Annotated in this window: 16 protein-coding genes, 1 other RNA gene and 1 other annotated feature; of the genes, 3 read left to right on the top strand and 14 right to left on the bottom strand. The window is 37.3% G+C overall.

The genetic code is table 11. The features are described 5' to 3' along the window. Positions 1–6: 6 nt before the first annotated feature. The 5 genes from BK579_RS10875 to BK579_RS10855 all read right to left on the bottom strand — a co-directional run bounded on the left by BK579_RS10875 (position 7) and on the right by BK579_RS10855 (position 4943). A complete protein-coding gene (locus tag BK579_RS10875; protein WP_078545441.1) occupies positions 7–672 on the bottom strand; it encodes a tetratricopeptide repeat protein in 666 nt (221 codons plus the stop codon). A gap of 791 nt (positions 673–1463) precedes the next feature. Continuing rightward, positions 1464–2579: a tRNA 2-thiouridine(34) synthase MnmA gene (gene mnmA, locus BK579_RS10870; protein WP_078545440.1), complete on the bottom strand. Its 1116-nt coding sequence runs from the start codon at positions 2577–2579 to the stop codon at positions 1464–1466. 21 nt (positions 2580–2600) lie between these two features. Further along, on the bottom strand, positions 2601–3746 hold the full coding sequence (locus tag BK579_RS10865; RefSeq protein ID WP_078545438.1) for a cysteine desulfurase family protein: 1146 nt from the start codon (positions 3744–3746) through the stop codon (positions 2601–2603). 83 nt (positions 3747–3829) lie between these two features. Then, positions 3830–4246, bottom strand: a complete 417-nt coding sequence (gene cymR / locus BK579_RS10860; RefSeq protein WP_078545436.1) for a cysteine metabolism transcriptional regulator CymR — start codon at positions 4244–4246, stop codon at positions 3830–3832. A gap of 19 nt (positions 4247–4265) precedes the next feature. Continuing rightward, positions 4266–4943 carry a YczE/YyaS/YitT family protein gene (locus BK579_RS10855; protein WP_078545434.1) on the bottom strand — a complete coding sequence of 226 codons (678 nt, stop codon included), beginning with the start codon at positions 4941–4943 and terminating at the stop codon, positions 4266–4268. Positions 4944–5357: 414 nt separating this feature from the next. On the opposite strand from BK579_RS10855, the gene BK579_RS10850 reads away from it, so the two are divergent. Continuing rightward, on the top strand, positions 5358–6632 hold the full coding sequence (locus BK579_RS10850) for a replication-associated recombination protein A (RefSeq protein ID WP_078545432.1): 1275 nt from the start codon (positions 5358–5360) through the stop codon (positions 6630–6632). 41 nt (positions 6633–6673) lie between these two features. Here BK579_RS10850 and BK579_RS10845 read toward each other — a convergent pair whose 3' ends face one another. Next, on the bottom strand, positions 6674–7621 hold the full coding sequence (locus BK579_RS10845; protein ID WP_078545430.1) for an ABC transporter permease: 948 nt from the start codon (positions 7619–7621) through the stop codon (positions 6674–6676). Beyond that, complete coding sequence (locus tag BK579_RS10840; protein ID WP_078545428.1) at positions 7614–8534, bottom strand: ABC transporter ATP-binding protein; 921 nt, start codon at positions 8532–8534, stop codon at positions 7614–7616. Before BK579_RS10840 ends, BK579_RS10845 begins: the two co-directional genes overlap by 8 nt. Positions 8535–9037: 503 nt before the next feature. On the opposite strand from BK579_RS10840, the gene BK579_RS10835 reads away from it, so the two are divergent. After that, positions 9038–9760, top strand: coding sequence for an RsfA family transcriptional regulator (locus tag BK579_RS10835; protein ID WP_078545426.1), 723 nt, complete (start codon positions 9038–9040; stop codon positions 9758–9760). 530 nt (positions 9761–10290) lie between these two features. Here BK579_RS10835 and BK579_RS10830 read toward each other — a convergent pair. From BK579_RS10830 to BK579_RS25590, 5 genes are all read right to left on the bottom strand, one after another. After that, positions 10291–11058: a tRNA threonylcarbamoyladenosine dehydratase gene (locus tag BK579_RS10830; RefSeq protein WP_078545424.1), complete on the bottom strand. Its 768-nt coding sequence runs from the start codon at positions 11056–11058 to the stop codon at positions 10291–10293. Between the two features lie 255 nt (positions 11059–11313). Then, a non-coding RNA gene (gene ssrS, locus BK579_RS10825) (6S RNA) lies at positions 11314–11502 on the bottom strand. A gap of 74 nt (positions 11503–11576) precedes the next feature. Next, on the bottom strand, positions 11577–13346 hold the full coding sequence (aspS, locus tag BK579_RS10820; protein WP_078545422.1) for an aspartate--tRNA ligase: 1770 nt from the start codon (positions 13344–13346) through the stop codon (positions 11577–11579). 13 nt (positions 13347–13359) lie between these two features. Then, on the bottom strand, positions 13360–14631 hold the full coding sequence (gene hisS, locus BK579_RS10815; RefSeq protein ID WP_078545420.1) for a histidine--tRNA ligase: 1272 nt from the start codon (positions 14629–14631) through the stop codon (positions 13360–13362). A gap of 86 nt (positions 14632–14717) precedes the next feature. After that, positions 14718–14960, bottom strand: a binding site (T-box leader). A gap of 119 nt (positions 14961–15079) precedes the next feature. Next, a complete protein-coding gene (locus BK579_RS25590) occupies positions 15080–15256 on the bottom strand; it encodes a hypothetical protein (protein WP_169891121.1) in 177 nt (58 codons plus the stop codon). 170 nt (positions 15257–15426) lie between these two features. On the opposite strand from BK579_RS25590, the gene BK579_RS10810 reads away from it, so the two are divergent. After that, on the top strand, positions 15427–17193 hold the full coding sequence (locus BK579_RS10810; protein ID WP_169891120.1) for an N-acetylmuramoyl-L-alanine amidase family protein: 1767 nt from the start codon (positions 15427–15429) through the stop codon (positions 17191–17193). Between the two features lie 513 nt (positions 17194–17706). Here BK579_RS10810 and dtd read toward each other — a convergent pair. After that, positions 17707–18147 (bottom strand): D-aminoacyl-tRNA deacylase, encoded by a 441-nt coding sequence (gene dtd, locus BK579_RS10805; protein ID WP_078545416.1) that lies wholly within the window; start codon positions 18145–18147, stop codon positions 17707–17709. Positions 18148–18158: 11 nt separating this feature from the next. Beyond that, positions 18159–20354 carry a RelA/SpoT family protein gene (locus BK579_RS10800; protein WP_078545414.1) on the bottom strand — a complete coding sequence of 732 codons (2196 nt, stop codon included), beginning with the start codon at positions 20352–20354 and terminating at the stop codon, positions 18159–18161. Positions 20355–20546 lie beyond the last annotated feature (192 nt).

The raw sequence follows: 20546 nt of genomic DNA, 5'->3' as shown, positions 1-20546 counted from the left end.
CTTATGTTATTGTTCGCTAAGCGCACTCTCAACAATTTGTTTACCGTTATGAGCCAAGGCATGGGTTGGCTGTATTTCTAGTGCTTTGTTAAACATCTCTAGGGCTTTTTCAGCATCCTCTTTATAACCAGCATAAGCAACACCTAAGTTATAAAATGCGTCTGCATGTGACGGGTTTCTTGTTGTAACTTCGATAAACTGCTCAATCGCTTCATCGATAAAAGATTGACCAGCTAAACTCAATCCTAATTGAAAACGAGCTTCTGTATCTTCTTCATTTAATTCCACTGCCCGTTGCAAATAAACAAGAGAAAGCTTGTCCTGTTCCATTTGCTGTAGTGTCATCCCTAACATAAAAAACGTATCACTGTTTTCTAAGCCATGTTTATTTGCTGTTTCAAAATGCTCTTTCGCTTTTTGAAAATCACCAAGATTATAATACACATTTCCCATTCCATAATAAGCCGTTGCAATCGTTGGTGTGATTTCAAGTGCCTTTTGGTAAAATCTAATTGCCTTCTCGGGCTCGTCTACTGCAGAAAGTAAGTTTCCGAAGTTCACATAATATAATGCTTCATTCGGATTTTCTTCGATTGCTGCTGAAAATGCCTTTGCAGCTTCTTCGTATTTGCCTTCTTGCATATATTGTATTCCAGTTTTATTATAATCCATTTTGTACACTCCAATATTTAATCTGTTGATGGTCGTTTAACCACTACTATTTAGACATTATAGCATAATTTTTTTCTGTAATTCTTGTTACGTTATGAAACTTGTTTGGGAAAATTAGTGAATTATAGGAGAGATATTATAAAGGGTCATCACAAGGAATTTACTCTCGGTGATTCTACAGAATGAGGGAGTTTTTTTCTTCGAACCAGTTACTCGAATGTGTCTCGCCGGATTTCCTTGCTTTCCCGCCAGATTCTTTCTGAAAGTCGCCGCTTTCCTTCTAAATCCCGCCCGTTTTTTTCACCCGAACCAGTCACTCGAATGTGTCTCGCCGGATTTCCTCGCTTTCCCGCCGGATTCTTTCTGAAAGTCGCCGCTTTCATTCTAAATCCCGCCCGTTTTTTTCACCCGAACCCGTCGCTCGAATGGTTCTCGCCGGATTTCCTCGCTTTCCCGCCGGATTCTTTCTGAAAGTCGCCGCTTTCATTCTAAATCCCGCCCGTTTCTTTCACCCGAACCAGTCACTTCTCGCCGGATTCTTTCTGAAAATCGCCGCTTTCCTTCTGAGTCCCGCCGGATTTTTTCACCCGAACCAGTCACTCGAATGTCTCTCGCCGGATTTCCTCGCTTTCCCGCCGGATTCTTTCTGAAAATCGCCGCTTTCCTTCTGAGTCCCGCCCGTTTTTTTCACCCCAACAGGGTTTCACTACATTACCTTACATAGTTATAATTTCCTAAAACCAAAAAAGTGAGCAACTCCTAAGGAAAAGAGTTGCTCACTCATAAAAGTATTAGACATACCAAATTTCTTTATTATCCTTAAACACTTGGTCAATCGTGCCGCCACCCAAACATTCGTCTCCATTGTAGAAAACAACGGCTTGTCCTGGGGTAATTGCACGAATCGGTTCATCAAAAACAATACGTACATTATTGCTATCAATTATTTGAACAGTTACTTGATTGTCTGGTTGACGGTATCTAAACTTTGCTGTACATTTGAATTCTTTTTCCGGCTTAGCATCTGATACCCAAGCTATATTAGTCGCAATGATTGATTCTGAGTATAACAAATCATTATGAAAACCTTGGTCAACATAAAGAATATTCTTCTCTAGATCTTTTCCTACAACAAACCAAGGGTCTCCACTACCACCAATTCCTAGGCCATGACGCTGTCCAATGGTGTAATACATTAGACCATCATGTTTGCCTTTGACTTCACCAGATAATGTTTCCATGTTACCAGGCTGTGCAGGTAAATAGTTACTTAAGAACTCTTTGAAATTACGTTCACCGATAAAACATATACCAGTGCTATCTTTTTTCGTTGCAGTTGCCAAATCAGCTTCTTTAGCTAGTTCACGAACCTTTGATTTTTCGATATTGCCAATCGGGAAAAGAACCTTTGATAACTGGTCTTGACCTAACTGATTTAAAAAGTACGTTTGGTCTTTGTTATCATCAATTCCACGAAGCATTTTATACTCCCCGTCTCGATACTCAACACGTGCGTAATGCCCTGTTGCTAAATAATCTGCACCTAATGTTAGTGCATGCTCAAGGAAAGCTTTGAACTTGATTTCTTTGTTGCACATTACATCAGGGTTCGGCGTTCTTCCTGCTTTATATTCATCTAAAAAGTACGTAAACACCTTGTCCCAATATTGCTTTTCAAAATTAACAGCATAATATGGGATACCAATTTGATTACATACTCTTATCACATCTTCATAATCTTCTGTGGCTGTGCAAAAGCCATTTTCATCTGTGTCGTCCCAGTTTTTCATAAAAATCCCGATCACGTCATAGCCTTGTTCTTTTAAAAGTAGTGCTGCAACAGATGAGTCGACTCCACCTGACATCCCTACGACTACACGTGTATCTTTTGGTGCTTTTTGATTCATGGACAAACACCTCCTAACTTTCTACTGCTGTGTTAATCGTTTAACAATAGTAACTGTTTTCTGTGCGGCCTGGATCACTTGATCTAATGTATTTCCTAATCCAAAGCTATAGCGTATTGAAGAGATAATTCGCTCTGAGTCTTTACCAAACATGGCAACAAGGACATGCGATGGCTCAATCGATCCTGCTGTACAAGCTGATCCACTAGAAACAGCGATTCCACTTAAATCTAAATTAACAAGCATTGATTCTACATTTGTTCCGGGAAAACTTATATTTAAGATGTGTGATAATGTTTCTTCAGTATGACCATTGATGTTATATGAAACACCACTTTCATCTAAAATGGATATAAAGGTTTGACGAAATTCAAGATATTGTTTACGCTTTGCCTCGATTGTCCCATGGGAAATTAAAACCGCTTGACTTAACCCAACAATTCCAGCGACGTTTTCTGTTCCTGCACGCCTTTTACGTTCCTGCTCACCACCATACAAATGTGGTGTTAATTTAATTCCCTGACGAACATAAAGAAAGCCTGTCCCTTTTGGTCCATTAATTTTATGGGCAGAAACAGAAAGCAAATCAATACCTAATTCTTCAACATTTATTGGCACCAATCCATACGCTTGAACGGCATCAGTATGGAAAACAGCTTGATGTGGTTTAACAAGATGACCAATTGCCTCAATTGGCTGAATCGTACCAACCTCATTGTTACCATACATGATTGTGACAAGAATTGTCTCATCTGTCAAAGAATTTGCAACTTGCTGGGCGGTGACTTGCCCATGCTCGTTGACAGGTAAGTAAGTTACCTTAAATCCATGCTTCTCCAAATACTCACAAGTATGTAATACCGCATGATGCTCAATTGTTGTAGTAATAATATGGTTGCCTTTATGTCTATTTGCAAGTGCATATCCTATAATAGCTGTGTTATCTGCTTCAGTTCCACCACTCGTGAATACAATTTCATTCTCTTTTGCACCTATGCTTTTTGAAACTGTTTTTCTGGCTTCATCTAAAATATGTCTGCTTTCACGACCAAATGAATGGATACTTGATGGATTACCAAAAACATCTGCCATATAGGGAATCATTTTTTCGATAACTTCAGGATGCATCGGTGATGTAGCAGCATGATCCATGTATATTCTCTCCATAACGCACCCTCCTTCGTCTTAATATATAGTGCAAGTATAACTTTATTTTTATAAAAACATACCTAAATGCCCATGTTATAAACCTAAATATAAAACATATAAGATTCTTGCTCACCATCAGTATAGCTAGCTAAATCCTCTAATGTTGTATTATCAAGGACATCTTTTACGGCATCACGGATTCTTATCCAAAGCTGTCGTTTAGCTGGTTCTTCATCCTCTAAGACTTCAACAGGACTTATCGGCCCCTCGAGCACACGAATAATATCACCGGCTGTGATATTTGCAGGTTCTTCTGCAAGGATATATCCTCCATATGCTCCACGAATACTTTTAACTAGCCTCGCATTACGTAATGGAGAAATTAATTGCTCTAAGTAATGTTCTGATAAGTCATGTGTTTGTGCAATTGTCTTTAATGAGGTTGGTCCCTCACCATGCTTTTTTGCTAATTCAATCATGATTGTCAAACCGTATCTACCCTTAGTTGAGATTTTCATCCTCACACCCCTGTTTCATTTAATGACTCAATTGTTTTTCTGAAACTGATCTTTGTTTAGTCTTACCAATTTTAAACATCATTTGGTCTGCTAATTTTGTGCATTGTGGTAATGCAAAGCCTACTACATTTCCTATCACTAAACAGTAAAGGATAGTACCAATAAATACGGGTCCACCAAGAATCCAACCGATAATTAAGACGATTATCTCCATACTTGAGCGGATATGTTGTATTTTCCATTTTATTTTCTCAGTAAGGGCAATCATTAAACTGTCTCTAGGTCCTGCTCCAAGTCGAGCAGAAATATAAAGGCCCATTCCATAACCATTTATAACAATTCCAATTATTAACATCAAGATTTTCCCGATTACAAAATCGGGCGTATTAAGAAAAGGAAGCGCCATATACATATCAATAAAAATGCCAACCGTCAGCATATTCACCAACGCACCTGCTTGTGGCAGTTTCTTAGATACAATAGAGCTTATTCCTAAGATTACAAACCCTACTATGATGGACCATGTTCCGATCGTTAACCCTAGTTGTTTATAAAGACCAATATGGAATACATCCCATGGAGATGCACCTAGGTCTGCTTTTATGGTCAATACGATCCCTAATGACATGACAAGTAACCCACTAAAATAAATTCCCCATCTTAGCAACTGCTGACTAACCTGATGATGTCCCTTCAACTTCCCACTCTCCTGAAATACAATGTCTATTTTCTATTTATTTTTATGCTACAACATTTAAAGAGTAAAATCTTGTTTATTTATATAAAACGAACGAAAATCTGACTTTTCTTACCGTTTTAATAGAGTAAGCATTTGCCATTATAGCATAAAATCCAAAACTAATACATTTTAACAACACCTATTTATATGATAAATTGAAATTAAGAAAGACTCTTTTCTGAAAAGATTGTTGCAAATTGACCTATTTTAAAGATAACACTATTCTTTTAGGATATTGGTTTAACGATTAAGAAGAAAAGATGCCACTCTACTTAGTTCATAGTGAATACAATAGACCTTTTAAAAGCAACAAAGTTTACGAAAACAGCCTTAAGGTAAAAATTAACATGACAATTTATTAGGAGTTATTTTATGAATAAAAAACCATTGGCATTTCGGATGCGGCCCAAAAAAATAACGGATATTATTGGACAACAGCATTTAGTTGGTGAAGGTAAAATATTATCGAGGATGGTCAAGGCCAAGCATCTTACATCGATGATTTTGTACGGACCTCCAGGGATAGGTAAAACTTCTATCGCAACTGCAATTGCAGGTAGTACAAAAGTAAGTTTCCGTACATTAAATGCAGTTGTAAATAATAAAAAAGATATGGAAATTGTTGTTGAAGAAGGAAAGATGTCGGGAAAAATCATTCTTATTTTAGATGAAGTACATCGCTTAGATAAAGCAAAACAGGATTTTCTACTACCCCATCTAGAAAGTGGTCTGGTTACATTAATCGGGGCTACAACTAGCAATCCATATCATGCAATAAATCCTGCCATTCGAAGTCGGTGCCAAATATTCGAGCTTAAACCACTCACACCAGATGAAATCATCATAGCATTAAGAAGAGCGATTACTGATAAAGAAAATGGACTAGGAGAAACTCCTATCAACATCAGTGAAGAAGCTTTATCGTTTGTTGCACATGCATGTGGTGGGGATGTACGTTCAGCACTTAGTGCGATTGAACTTGCTGTCCTCTCAACTGATCAAGACGAAGAAGGAAGTATTTCTATTGATGTAGCTGCGGTGGAAGAATGTATCCAGAAAAAAAGCTTTGCACATGACAAAGATGGCGATGGGCACTATGACGTACTTTCCGCTTTTCAAAAATCAATCCGTGGTAGTGATGTGAATGCCGCCCTACACTACCTAGGAAGATTAATTGAAGCCGGTGACTTGGTTAGTATTAGTAGACGATTATTGATCATCGCATACGAAGATGTTGGTCTAGCTAATCCACAAGCCGGAGGGAGAGCCCTAGATGCGATTATGGTGGCAGAACGTGTAGGGTTTCCAGAAGCGCGTATTCCTCTTGCAAATATTGTTGTTGAATTATGTTTGTCACCTAAATCCAACTCTGCATATAAAGCTCTAGATGCGGCCATTGATGATATTAGAAATGGGAAAATGGGAGAGATTCCTGACCACCTAAAAGATGCACATTATTCAGGGGCAGCCAAGCTAGGAAGAGGAATTGAATATCTTTATCCTCATAACTATGAAAATAGTTGGATTAAGCAACAATACTTACCAGATCGAATCAAAGACCGAAAATATTATGTTCCGAAATTAACAAGTAAATTTGAACAAACCCTTGCTTCAGTATATGAGAAATTATCGAAGTTGAGCAAATAACGTAGAGGGACCCATAAAATTATGAGTCCCTCTTCTCCTATTTAAGCTGAGACATCTCTTTTGTTAAAAATAATCCAAGATAACGCATTAAAAATAATAAAATATATCACTAACATCATTATTGAGAAGCTCATTGTCATTCCTTCAATAAAAGGCATCCCATTCAAGTATTGAGATAGATCTGTATTAGCAAACAAAATATATTTAGCCCAATCATATTTCATTGCAACAAACTGAGTGACATTTACCCCAGTAAACATAAGGAAGATTGCTAATCCGATAGACAGAGAACTGCTTCTGAAAATAGTGGAAATCATAAATGCAAAGGTAGACATCATCACCAAGTTAATCGAACTTAGACCATACTGCCCAATTACATAGCCGATCATTGATTTTTCGACGACTACTCCATCATGTACCGTTAAATAAGGATCTAAAAATCCATTAAAGCCAAACAAAATACTACCTACGAGAAAAGAAAATGAAAATAAAATAAACAGACAAAGCAATGCAAACAAATTCGTTGAAAGATATTTAGATAATAATATTTTCGAGCGACTTACAGGGCGAATTAACAAAAGCTTAATGGTTCCCCATGAAAACTCTGATGCTACAGTACTCGCACCAACAATAATCGTAAATAAGGTGATTAATGAAATTACAGGAGCTACTTCGCTTGTGAAACTCCATACTGACTCTGTTTGAGGCGGGATATTATTTTCAAGGCGATATTCATTTACCAGTAATGCTCGTTCTTGCATTTCAATGAATTGTTCAGGCATGCCTTCTTCCATACTCAAATCTTGCTGAATTTGTTTATTTTGTTCTTCGATCGAAACGCGCCAATCAGGCTCATTCATAGCATCTTTTTCTTCCATTTTTAAAATAAGCCCAAAGAGACTAACTGCTATAAGAAGAAGGGCAATCATAATCCACGTTGATACTTTCCGGTAGATTTTCATATTCTCGTTTAAAATTAAATTAACCAATCTGATTCCCTCCCGTAACCTCTAAGAATCGGTCTTCTAAGCTTTTTGATAGTTGCCCAATACCGTAAACGTGTATTCCTTTACTAACTAAAAATGCATTCACCTCAGGTATTTTCTCTAACTCTAGCGAACCAATAATTTTACCATCCAAGATCCGAAAATCATGATCTGGGAATTGATTTGTTAGTTCATTTACAGCCACTTCTACCTCATTAACAGTAAACAAAACATTTAGAGTAAGTGAGTCATTCACAAAATCTGTAACTGTTTCAACCCCTACTAACTCACCATGCTGAATGATTCCAATTCGATCACACATCATTTCCATTTCTGAAAGTAGATGACTAGACACGATAACAGAAAGTCCTTCTTCTCTAGCAAGCTTTCGTAAATAATCGCGAATTTCTCTAATTCCAGCAGGGTCAAGTCCATTTGTAGGTTCATCCAGGATCAATACTGAAGGACGATGCAAAAGCGCTTGAGCAATCCCTAAACGCTGTCTCATACCAAGGGAATACGTCTTTACTTTATCTTTTATCACCTTTTCAAGGCCAACGAGCTCAATAACCTCCTGAACACGCTCTTTAGATAATCCTTTTACCATACGAGAATAATGGATAAGATTTTGATAGCCTGTTAAAAACTTATACATTTCTGGGTTTTCAACAATCCCTCCAATATGCTGAATTGCTTCTTCAAAGTTCTTTGAAATGTTATGCCCTTTTACAAGAATCTCACCAGAGGTAATAGACATCAAGCCTACTAACATTCTAATAGTGGTTGTCTTCCCTGCCCCATTCGGTCCTAAAAAACCAAAAACTTCTCCCGGATACAAATCAAATGAAATTCCTTTAATAATTGTTTTTTTACCGATTTGTTTCTTAACATTTTGTAACTGCAGTACTGGCTGCATCTCATAACCTCCCTTTAATAAAAAGTAAAAGTGTAAATAATTTTTCAAGCTAAAACTATGAAGAGGCAACCTAAAGATAGATTAAACTAGCTAGACTTCCATGTTAATTACATTCGTAACATCGAGTAGCTTTGGGCTTGGTATGAGTGGAGAGCCATGCCACTCCTTCGGGAAACACGGGGGCAAAGTTAGACCCCGCAGGAGCCAAAAGCGACGAGGAGGTCACCGCACCGCCCGCGGAAGGGTATGGATTGCAGCGAATGCAAAGCTCATCACACTTTATTTTTCAGGTAGAAACAAAATTCTAATAGAACTATCAATAATATGTATGTTTATACGTTTCAATAAATCAAAGGGTTCCAATTTTAGCCAAAATTTATTTTTTTCTTACAGATGACTCTATTTGTATTTCTTATAAAACTACTAATATGTATAAAAACTCCTATTCGTGGTCATGATAGAGATAGATACATAACGAGAAAAGAAATTAGGGAGTTGAAAGAATGAAAGTTAGACAAGATGCGTGGTCACATGAAGACGATTTATTATTAGCAGAAACAGTCTTACGCTATATTCGCGAGGGTGGAACACAGCTAAATGCATTTGAAGAGGTTGGAGATCGTTTAAATCGTACATCAGCTGCCTGTGGTTTTAGATGGAATGCAGAGGTACGAAAAAATTATGATCAAGCGATTGCGATTGCAAAAAGACAACGAAAAGAGAGAAAACGAGCAATCGACCGTGCAAGAAGAGAATCTACACCTGTCGTTCCGACTAATACACCCATTTATATGGAGCAGCAACAAACAATAATTGAAGAGCCAGCTGAAATGCAATTTGAACAGATCGAAGAATTCTCTACTGAACTAGTACCAGTGAATCAACCCTCTTCTAACACATCTGTACACAAAGACTCTATTACACTGAATGATTGTATTACATTTCTATCAAATCTTCAAAATGAAGACAGACAATCATATATATTAAAAATGGAAAATGATTCATTAAAAAGAGAAAATGAACAACTTTTAGCCAAAAACAAACAACTTGAAAAAAGAGTTGAAAAACTCTCGCAAGAACAAAATACGATTCAAGAGGACTACCAAGCTTTAGTCCAAATCATGGATCGAGCACGCAGAATGGTTATGTTTGAAGATGGTGAAGACCGTAATACACCAAGTTTCAAAATGGACAAAAACGGTAATTTAGAGCAAATTGCTAAATAGAGAAATTTATTAAGGGCAATCGAGTTAAACATCGATCGTCCTTTTATTTTTTGTTTATAAATCAACGAATGAATCAGAAAACCTTATATTCTAATCAATAGTAATTTCTTCATACCTTGATTATTTAATAAATCTCACTTAAGAAAAACCGGGCATGTTGATTTCACTGTGGTTGAATTTCAGTCGGATAAATTCCGCTTAAATTGGGAAATATCAACATTTCCCTAAATATAACAGGAGTTTTTCCGCTTATATGAACCTAATCTTTAGATTTAGTCATATATTAGAGGAGTTAACCGGAATTTCTCCACTTATTGAATCTTAAGCCCCAACTAGATACATTAGCCGGAATTTCTCCGCCTATGAGTTCCTCTATCTACGCGAAAAATCAACAAAGATGAATATCAAAGTCTTGAATGCTTCCCCATGTTGATTTTCATCAAAAATTATTTTTTTAATATATTAGTGTCTTCATGCACGATCTTATCTTCAAAAAAGCCGTCTCAGCAATTTGAGACGACTTTTATCATTTATCTTTCATCACTTACCCTTGAAATTTTTACATCCTTAAGCAAATCCTTCATCACATGACTTGTCATAATCAACCCTGCTACAGACGGAACAAATGCATTCGAAGAAGGTGGCATTTTAGCTTTTCGAATTTTTGCTTGGTCATTGGCAATTTCTTTACGGATTTCCTCACGAATGACAATCGGACTTTCATCTGAAAACACGACATTAATCCCTTTACGAATTCCCTCTTTACGCAGTCTAGTACGAATGACTTTCGCAATTGGATCTGTATGTGTTTTAGAAATATCTGCAATCTTGAATTTTGTTGGATCCATTTTATTTGCAGCACCCATGCTTGAAATAATGGGGATTTTTCGTTTTAAACATTCCTTCATTAAATGAATTTTATAAGAAATTGTATCCGATGCATCAACCACATAATCAATTCCATAACCGAAGAATTGTTCATACGTTTCTTCTGTATAAAACATCTTTAAGGCGATGACTTCACATTCTGTATTAATATCAGCAATGCGTTCCTTCATAATGTCTACTTTTGGTCGTCCAACTGTTGATAATAACGCAATCACTTGGCGATTTACGTTGGTAATATCAACATCATCCTTGTCCACTAATACGAGTCTTCCAACCCCAGATCGAGCTAATGATTCTGCTGCAAACGATCCGACGCCTCCTATTCCAAGGACTGCAACTGTGCTATTTTTTAATGTTTCTAAACCTTGCTTCCCAATTGCAAGCTCATTTCTTGAAAACTGGTGTAACATTTTATTCACTCCATTACCCAAAATTCCGGTGTTAAACACCTAATTAAACTGTTTATATGTATTGTTATCGGTAGTAGCCATTGGCTTATATTTCCCGATTTTGACTATATCATACTTTTCGGTAAAATCCTAAGGTTCCTCTACATTTTTTAATCGCGAGTTGTTAGGTAGCAAATGTTGCTAAACACACAACAAAAAACAAAACCCTGTGTAAAATTTCTACACAGGGCAAACTATTGTAAGATAACAAAATATAAAGGTCCCAATCGTGCCGTCATGTCTTCGTTTTGAACCCGCTAAACGCAGGTGGGTGCCCTGTTTCAACATTTATACGTCCTCTGATCACGGTGGATAAGGCATGTATGCAGTATGAAAACCCAAGCTCCCGTATAACTTATTGTTCGGTCAAAACAATAGATTATACGACGAACACATCAGGACTTTATTAACTTATTCTATGTCAAAATAATAACATATAAAACTGCTGTTTTCAAGGTTCCTCGAACCACATTTTTCTTCTATTTTTCAACATTTAGTGACAAATGTAGATCTTTTAATTGAGCCCCACTTACCTCACCTGGTGCATCAGTTAATAAATCGCTAGCACTTGCAGTCTTAGGAAATGCGATTGTGTCACGTAGGTTTGTTCTACCTGCAAGTAGCATTACTAGGCGGTCCAGTCCTAGAGCAATCCCACCATGTGGAGGTGTTCCATATTCAAACGCCTCAAGCAGGAATCCAAACTGCTCCTTAGCTTCTTCTTCACTAAATCCAAGAATTTTAAACATTTTTTCTTGCACATCACGTTCAAAAATACGAAGAGACCCTCCACCAAGCTCATATCCATTTAACACGAGGTCATACGCTTGAGCTCTTACACTACCTGGATCAGATTCTAAAAGAGGTAGGTCTTCTCTCGCTGGCATTGTGAATGGATGATGTGCTGCAAAATAGCGGCCCATGTCCTCGTCGTACTCAAGTAATGGCCATTCCGTTACCCATAAGAAGTTAAACTTCGTTTCATCAATTAATTTAAGCTCTTTAGCTAATTTTAATCGAAGAGCGCCTAAAGAATCAGCCACAACTGATTTTTTATCTGCTACAAACAGGAACAAGTCCCCAGCTTCCCCACCTAGTAGCTGCACCAATGATTGTTGTTCAGTTTGTTCGAAGAATTTAGCAATTGGCCCTTTTAATTCGTCACCTTCAACTTTAAGCCACGCCAACCCTTTTGCACCATATACCTTCACAAATTCAGTTAAGGCATCAATATCTTTGCGTGAGTACTTTTCAGCCCCACCTTTTACATTGATTGCTTTAACTTGACCACCACTTTGAACGGCACCACTAAATACTTTGAATCCACTATCCTTTACCATCTCCGAGAGGTCAACTAACTCCATCTCAAAACGAGTATCAGGTTTGTCTGAACCATAACGACTCATTGCATCGTCATAGCTAATTCTTGAAAAAGGTGTTTCTACATCCAAGCCTTTTGCATCCTTCATTACTTTTGCCATCATTTCTTCCATCATTGCAATAATATCCTCTTGACTCATAAATGAAGTCTCGATATCGATTTGTGTGAACTCAGGCTGACGGTCTGCGCGTAAGTCTTCATCTCTAAAGCAACGTGCTACTTGGTAATAACGCTCAAATCCACCCACCATAAGAAGCTGTTTAAATAATTGTGGAGATTGTGGTAATGCATAAAATTCCCCTGGGTGAACACGGCTTGGCACTAAATAATCTCTAGCTCCTTCTGGTGTGCTTTTCGTTAAGATTGGAGTCTCAATATCTAAGAATCCTTCACCATCTAGGTAATTACGAATTGTTTTTGTTACATCATGGCGCATTTTAAATGTTTCATACATCACATTACGTCGTAAATCTAAGTAACGATATTTCAAACGAACATCCTCTGATACCTCTGTTTTATCACTTATGCTAAAAGGAGGTGTTTTTGCAGCATTTAAAATAATAACCTGATTGGCTTTGATTTCAAGCGTACCTGTTGAGATATTCTCATTAATCGTTCCTTCTTCACGAGCGACAACCGTACCTTCAATATCTAATACATATTCATTTCGAATACCTTCAGCAATTGTTAATGCCTCACCTGATACTTCAGGATTAAAAACAACCTGTACAATTCCCGTTCTATCACGTAAATCAATAAAAATAAGTCCACCTAAATCACGGCGCTTTTGCACCCAACCTTTTAGTGTTACTGTTTCTCCAATGGCTGTTTCTGGAACTTCACCACAAAAATACGTTCGTCCGTACATTTTTTATCCACCTTTAACTTAAATTTTCTTTTATATAGCTAATAAAATCAGTAATAATCACTTCTTCTTGTTCACCAGTAGTCATATCTTTCACATTTATCACATTTCGTTCTAGCTCGTCATCACCTAGCACGCCTACAAATCTAGCACTTAAACGATCAGCTGACTTAAACTGCGCCTTTACCTTACGATCAAGATAATCCTTTTCACCACTAACACCGGCTTTACGTAACTGCTGGAGCAGTGACACACACTTATCACCAGCATTCTCACCTAGTGCTACAAGATAACAATCGATTTTTTCCTCAAGAGGTAGCTTAATTCCTTCAGCTGCTAATGCAGCAAGTAGACGCTCAATACTAAGCGCAAAACCGATTCCAGGAGTATCAGGGCCACCAATGTCTTCAACAAGTCCATTGTATCTTCCACCACCACAAAGGGTTGTTATCGCTCCAAAGCCCTCAGCATTACTCATGATTTCAAATGCGGTGTGGTTGTAATAATCAAGCCCTCTTACTAATCCTGGATCAACCTCAAACTCAATTCCAAAGTCACTTAAATAACTTTGAACTTTCTCAAAATAAGTTCTAGATTCATCATTTAAGTAAGACAGGATAGATGGCGCAGTTTTCATTAGCTCATGATCACGGTCTTTTTTACAATCTAGAATTCTCATAGGATTTTTATCTAAACGTGATTTACAATCCCCACAAAACTCCTCAATTTTTGGAGAAAAGTGTTTGATTAGGGCCTCTCGATGTGCCGTACGACTATCTTTATCACCCAAGCTATTAATCACAAGCTTTAACTTTTTCAATCCCAAAGCTTGATACACTTCCATCGCAAGCGCAATAACCTCAGCATCAATTGCTGGATCCTTACTTCCCAATGCTTCCACACCAAATTGAACAAATTGGCGAAAACGACCTGCTTGAGGACGTTCATATCGGAACATCGGACCAATATAATATAGTTTTGTTGGTTGAGCAGGTAAACCAAATAGCTTCTGCTCCACAAATGAACGAACAACCGCTGCTGTTCCTTCTGGCCTTAATGTTAAACTACGGTCTCCACGATCAGTAAATGTATACATCTCCTTTTGCACAATATCCGTTGTATCTCCTACACTACGTAAAAATAAATCGGTATGTTCAAAAATAGGTGTACGTATTTCCTTATAATTAAAGCGTCTACACACATCTCTCGCGGTATTCTCAATGTACTGCCATTTTTCCACTTCACCTGGAAGAATATCTTGAGTTCCTCTCGGTATATTAATTGACATCCAAACTTCCTCCTAATACTTCACTCAAATTCTTATAATCATTTACTATGTAAAAAACAAAAAACTCCCATCCCTACATAGTTACATGTAGGGACGAGAGTTGAATTCCCGTGGTGCCACCCTAGTTGAGATTACAATAATAGAATAATCTCCACTCAATCAGTTAACGCCTGATACGTCCAGCTCCTACTAGAGAATTGATTCTTTTTCAGAGTGAAACCTACGAGGTGTTCTTTCATTAAGTCATCATGTAGAAATGCTTTCAGCCTACGACATTTCCTCTCTAGTCATGTGTCATCTTAACTACTATTCCTCATCATTGGTTCTTTTATAGTTAGATAAATAATTTTCTTTATCATACGTATGAAATTTCAACTTGTCAAGAGCAACCAAACCATATTTTAAAAATATCAAAAAAGGAATTTAAAACATAAAAGGTACTTTCCGTCTATGAACGATGTAATTGCTTCTTTAGCTTCCTAACCTCTCCAACTGATATTCCAAATTCAGAAGCTAATTCAACATATGTGGAGTCCTGCTCTTTATTAACGAAGTTATGTAAATCCACTCCAAATATTCCGTTAGTTGCATCTTGTGCGTGTTGACCTTTTTCACTAAATCTCATGGTAATTGAATCGCTCCTTCACATAATAAATCACTTTCCTATATCTTGCCCTTTTTCCTGAATTTTTTTTCAAAATAACAAGGATTTTTTTCACTTTTAACGAATTAATTAAAAGATGACTATAGCTTCTCTAAAAATAGAATTTATAGTGAATGAAGGAGGATCTACTATTGCTACAACATATTGTCAAAATCGCACTCTGTATCATACTATTGACCATCTCCCCACTCACTGTTACAAATATTGTTTCTGCAGAATCATCAGCAACAATAAATACCAGCGTGTTGAATGTTCGTGAAGGGCCAGGTCTATCTTATAAGGTCATAAAACAAGTAAAATCAGGTGAAAAGTTTCCGATCATCGAAACTAAAAATGATTGGTATAAGGTAAAACTATCAAATAATCTAAATGGATGGGTGGCTGCTTGGTTAGTAAGCACTAGTCAGGTTAAACCACAGCCGACGAGCTCTACAGTCGTTTCAACGGTTGATAGCTTACGAATTCGTACTGGGCCTGGGACAAGCTTTCAGGTAACCGGGTACATGGATAAAGGTCAAGAAGCAACATTCATAGAAAAAAATGAAAATTGGTCAAAAATCCAATTTAAGAACACAAAAGGATGGGTTTCTTCGCAATATTTATCAGCGAAATCAACAACTCCCTCCAGCTCAACACCTAGTGATAACAATAGCGGAACAGTGCGAACAGGGAAAATTACAGCCAATGCTGTTAATGTTCGTAGTCAGCCTAACCTTTCAGGAAAAATACTAGGAAAGGTAAATAACGGTGATAGTGTAACAGTTACGAACGAAAAGGAATCATGGTATGAGATTAAATTTAACAAAACCAAAGCCTGGGTTTACCGCGATTATGTTAAAATCCAATCGACAAATACCAAACCAAACAATAATACGCCTAGTACACCTGAACCAAGCACACAAAGTGGAACAGGTATTGTAACTGCCTCCTCTTTGAATGTGAGGGAAAACAACACATTAAACGGTGCAATCATTGGTAGTCTAAAAAAAGGTGATTCAGTGACCATTCTGTCTGAGTCAAATAAATGGTTCGAAGTGAAACTAACCAATGGTAAAACTGGTTGGGTTGCAGGATGGTTTATAGAAAGGCAGGCAGAGAAGCCTAAAGAAAGTCCTTCAACATCCGAAGAAAATATAGTCAAAATTCTCAACAATGGAACAAATATTCGTTCAGGAGCTTCAACAACCACATCTGTAGTTGCCAGAGCAAATGAGGGAGACACATTTAAGATCTTAGGTACTGAAGGTGATTGGTACAAAATAGATCTTAATAATGGAAAAACGGGCTATATTGCAGGATGGATTGTTCAAGTCATTGGAGATACACCCACAGTTCAAAAACCGGGAGTGAATCAATATTTAAAGGATAAAACAATTGTCCTTGATGCTGGTCACGGCGGAAGAGACAGTGGTGCAATAGGGGTAAAAGGAACCTATGAAAAGGATTTAACATTAAGAACAACAAAGCTTGTTTTTGATAAACTAACTGCTGCAGGAGCAAATGTGATTTTAACTAGAAATAGTGATACATATGTAAGCTTAGCTTCAAGAGTTAGTATCTCACATTATCGAAATGCTGATGCTTTTGTTAGTGTTCATTATGATAGTATCAATGATAGCAGTGTTCGTGGAGTCACTTCATATTACTACAAAAATATCGACGTTCCAGTCGCTTCTGCGATTCAAACAGAGATGATTAAGTATACGGGGTTAAAGGATCGTGGACACCGCAGCGGAAATTTCCAAGTGCTGAGATCTAATCGTCAACCGAGCGCATTGCTTGAATTGGGCTTTATCAGTAATCTAACAGAAGAATTGACGGTCAACTCTAGTAATTATCAGGAAAATGTTTCAAATGGAATTTACTATGGTTTGGCGCAGTATTTTAAATCAAATTAAGTTAAGTTATTAGGACTGCCTGAGGAAATCTCGGCAGTCTTTTTTATGCTAATCAATTTGTTGTTGTCTAACAAGGCAATCGAGATGGCCGGAATTATTGATAGGGGAATGAATCAGCTTAAGCAGTCGGGTTCGAGTGGCTAATAGACGGAATAATTCCGCTTAATTGGTAGTTGCTTTAAAAATAAGCATAAATAGACGGAGAATTTCCGCCTATTCGCTTAAAAAGTTCGAAAATGAGCTATTTTTCTTTGGATAACCGGAAAATGTCCCCTTATTTTCCCCGACACTAACTCTATTCTGCATTTAACCGAAAAATCTCCGTCTATTTTAATTTAGCTGGTTACTTGATCAAGGAAAAAACATCTACCATTCTCAAAAATCCAAGAGAACCTCACTTTGATGGATTGCGGTGAATTTTTGTATCATTATTAAAGAAACTCGCCAATACTTTGGCGAGTTTACTTTTTTTATACTAATAATAACTCAAATACAATCGATTGATATACCCTACTATTTACTCTCAACAATCAACGTAACTGGCCCAACATTGGTAAATTGCACATCCATCATACTTCCAAAGACTCCTGTTTCAACAGTAATCCCCTTTTCTCTCAACTCCTGATTAAACGCTTCATATAATCCGTTTGCAAAGTCAGGTGCTGCCGCTTCCATAAAGTTAGGACGACGACCTTTTCGAACATCTCCATACAATGTGAATTGAGAAATGGATAGAACCTGTCCACCAACATCTAAAAGAGATAAATTCATCTTTCCATGATCATCTTCAAAAACACGAAGGTGAGCAATTTTATCAGCTACATATTTCACATCTTCCATTGTGTCCGTATGAGTTATACCAACTAAAAGCATAAATCCATTTGAAATACGACCAACAATTTCTTTATTCACTTCTACACTAGCATTTCTTGCACGTTGAACAACAACTCTCATAGCTACTCCTTTTAACTCATCACACGTCGAACAGAATAAATATCAGGAATTTGCTTGATTCGCTCGACAACTTTTTGTAGGTGACTTATGTTTTGAATAGAAATGGCCATATTAATTGTCGCCATTTTATTTCGATCTGATTTCCCGGAAACTGCTGAGATATTTGTTTTAGCTTCATTCACAGCTTGCAAGACTTCATTTAATAAGCCACGACGGTCATAGCCACTAATTTCAATCTCCACATTGTACTCACGGCGGTCATTTACACTACTTTCCCACTCAACCGGAATTAGACGTTGCTTAGCATCGTCAGTATGCACATTTGGGCAATCACCGCGATGGACAGATACACCTCTACCTTTTGTAATAAAGCCAACAATATCATCACCTGGAACCGGATTACAGCACTTAGATAAACGAATTAATAAGTTATCAATTCCTTGAACCTGTACTCCTGAATCTCGTTTCTTCCCGATACTCAACTGCTTGATTTCCGTTACTGCATCAGTGACATGCTTATCTTGTTCTTGGTCACGTTTCTTGCGCCATTTTTCAGTTAAACGGTTTGCAACCTGTGCTGCAGTAATGCCATTATAACCGACTGCTGCATACATATCTTCTTCATGAGAAAAATTGAATTTTTCAGCAACACGCTTAATATTATCGGGTGTTAGAACTTCTTTTAAATCAAATTCAAGATTCTTGATTTCTTTTTCAACAAGCTCTTTACCTTTTTCAAGGTTTTCTTCTCGTCGTTGCTTTTTGAAGAACTGACGAATTTTATTTTTTGCTTGAGATGTTTGGGCAAGCTTTAACCAATCCTGACTTGGCCCATACGAGTGCTTAGAGGTTAAAATTTCAATAATGTCCCCTGTTTTCAAGCGATAATCAAGCGTAACCATCTTCCCATTGATTTTCGCACCAATCGTTTTATTGCCTATTTCTGAGTGGATACGATATGCAAAATCAATTGGCACAGACCCTGAAGGTAATTCGATTACATCGCCTTTCGGTGTAAATACAAACACCATGTCAGAAAACAAATCAATTTTCAATGATTCCATGAATTCCTCGGCATTACTTGCATCGTTCTGCCATTCTAGAATTTCTCGGAACCATGTGAGTTTTTCCTCAAAGGTAGAGGACTCGTCCACCGATTTACCTTCCTTGTAAGCCCAGTGAGCAGCGATCCCAATTTCAGCAATTTGGTGCATTTCGTCTGTACGTATTTGAACTTCGAGTGGATCACCTGTTGGACCAATTACGGTCGTATGCAGGGATTGATACATATTGGGTTTAGGCATTGCGATATAGTCTTTGAAACGGCCTGGCATAGGCTTCCAACAGGTATGGATAATTCCGAGCACAGCGTAACAATCTTTAATGCTATCTACAATAACCCGAACTGCAAGCAAATCATAAATTTCATTAAATTGTTTATTTTGTAAGACCATTTTTCGATATATACTATAAATGTGCTTTGGTCTACCATTGATTTCGGCTCTGATCGATACTTCGCCAACACGCTCTTTTACTTCATTAATCACATCAGCTAAATATTGTTCGCGCTCTGCTCTTTTCTTTTTCATTAAATTAACGATACGGTAGTATTGTTGGGGATTAAGGTAGCGAAGAGCAGTATCTTCAAGCTCCCACTTAATTGCGGATATCCCTAATCTATGTGCTAATGGTGCAAAAATCTCTAAGGTTTCGTTTGAGATACGACGTTGTTTTTCTTGGGGTAAATGCTTTAGTGTTCTCATATTATGCAAACGATCTGCTAATTTTATGAGGATTACACGAATGTCTTGCGCCATGGCTACAAACATTTTCCGATGGTTTTCAGCTTGTTGTTCTTCATGGGATTTATATTTAATTTTTCCTAGCTTAGTCACTCCATCCACAAGCATGGCAACCTCTTCACTAAAGGCTTCCTTCATTTGTAAAAGAGTCACATCTGTATCTTCAACCACATCATGCATAAAACCAGCAGCAATAGTAGCCGGATCCATGTCTAGATCTACTAGAATTCCAGCCACTTGGATGGGATGAATAATATAAGGCTCACCTGATTTACGATATTGTTCACGGTGAGCTTCACTTACAAACTTATACGCTTTCTCAATAAATGCTATATCATTATCTGGCATATAACGCTTTGCTTTGTCAATGACCTGCTCAGCTGTTAGTACCTGTTCATTTGCCATGAAATCACCTTTTTGTTTAGAACTTGGATTAAAATCAGTTTTTATTATTTATTATTAGAATTTTTGTGTTCTAAAATAAATATTTATAAAAAATAATTATTGTTTCTATTATCATGAAAATTTGCCAAGATGTAAAGAGGTTAAAGCTGAAAAAATCTTCCTTATTCTACAATTTAGAACATTCGGGACGTC

Source organism: Litchfieldia alkalitelluris (assembly GCF_002019645.1).
Lineage (GTDB): Bacteria > Bacillota > Bacilli > Bacillales > Bacillaceae_L > Litchfieldia > Litchfieldia alkalitelluris.
Note: the sequence above shows the minus strand (reverse complement) of the source record. Positions and strands in the feature narration are given on the sequence as shown.

What these genes read in the sequence shown, in the direction of transcription:
- BK579_RS10875 (WP_078545441.1), bottom strand. Translation starts at nt 672, where the DNA reads ATGGATTATAATAAAACTGGAATACAATATATGCAAGAAGGCAAATAC.
- mnmA (WP_078545440.1), bottom strand. Translation starts at nt 2,579, where the DNA reads ATGAATCAAAAAGCACCAAAAGATACACGTGTAGTCGTAGGGATGTCA.
- BK579_RS10865 (WP_078545438.1), bottom strand. Translation starts at nt 3,746, where the DNA reads ATGGAGAGAATATACATGGATCATGCTGCTACATCACCGATGCATCCT.
- cymR (WP_078545436.1), bottom strand. Translation starts at nt 4,246, where the DNA reads ATGAAAATCTCAACTAAGGGTAGATACGGTTTGACAATCATGATTGAA.
- BK579_RS10850 (WP_078545432.1), top strand. Translation starts at nt 5,358, where the DNA reads ATGAATAAAAAACCATTGGCATTTCGGATGCGGCCCAAAAAAATAACG.
- BK579_RS10840 (WP_078545428.1), bottom strand. Translation starts at nt 8,534, where the DNA reads ATGCAGCCAGTACTGCAGTTACAAAATGTTAAGAAACAAATCGGTAAA.
- BK579_RS10835 (WP_078545426.1), top strand. Translation starts at nt 9,038, where the DNA reads ATGAAAGTTAGACAAGATGCGTGGTCACATGAAGACGATTTATTATTA.
- BK579_RS10830 (WP_078545424.1), bottom strand. Translation starts at nt 11,058, where the DNA reads ATGTTACACCAGTTTTCAAGAAATGAGCTTGCAATTGGGAAGCAAGGT.
- aspS (WP_078545422.1), bottom strand. Translation starts at nt 13,346, where the DNA reads ATGTACGGACGAACGTATTTTTGTGGTGAAGTTCCAGAAACAGCCATT.
- hisS (WP_078545420.1), bottom strand. Translation starts at nt 14,631, where the DNA reads ATGTCAATTAATATACCGAGAGGAACTCAAGATATTCTTCCAGGTGAA.
- BK579_RS25590 (WP_169891121.1), bottom strand. Translation starts at nt 15,256, where the DNA reads ATGAGATTTAGTGAAAAAGGTCAACACGCACAAGATGCAACTAACGGA.
- dtd (WP_078545416.1), bottom strand. Translation starts at nt 18,147, where the DNA reads ATGAGAGTTGTTGTTCAACGTGCAAGAAATGCTAGTGTAGAAGTGAAT.
- BK579_RS10800 (WP_078545414.1), bottom strand. Translation starts at nt 20,354, where the DNA reads ATGGCAAATGAACAGGTACTAACAGCTGAGCAGGTCATTGACAAAGCA.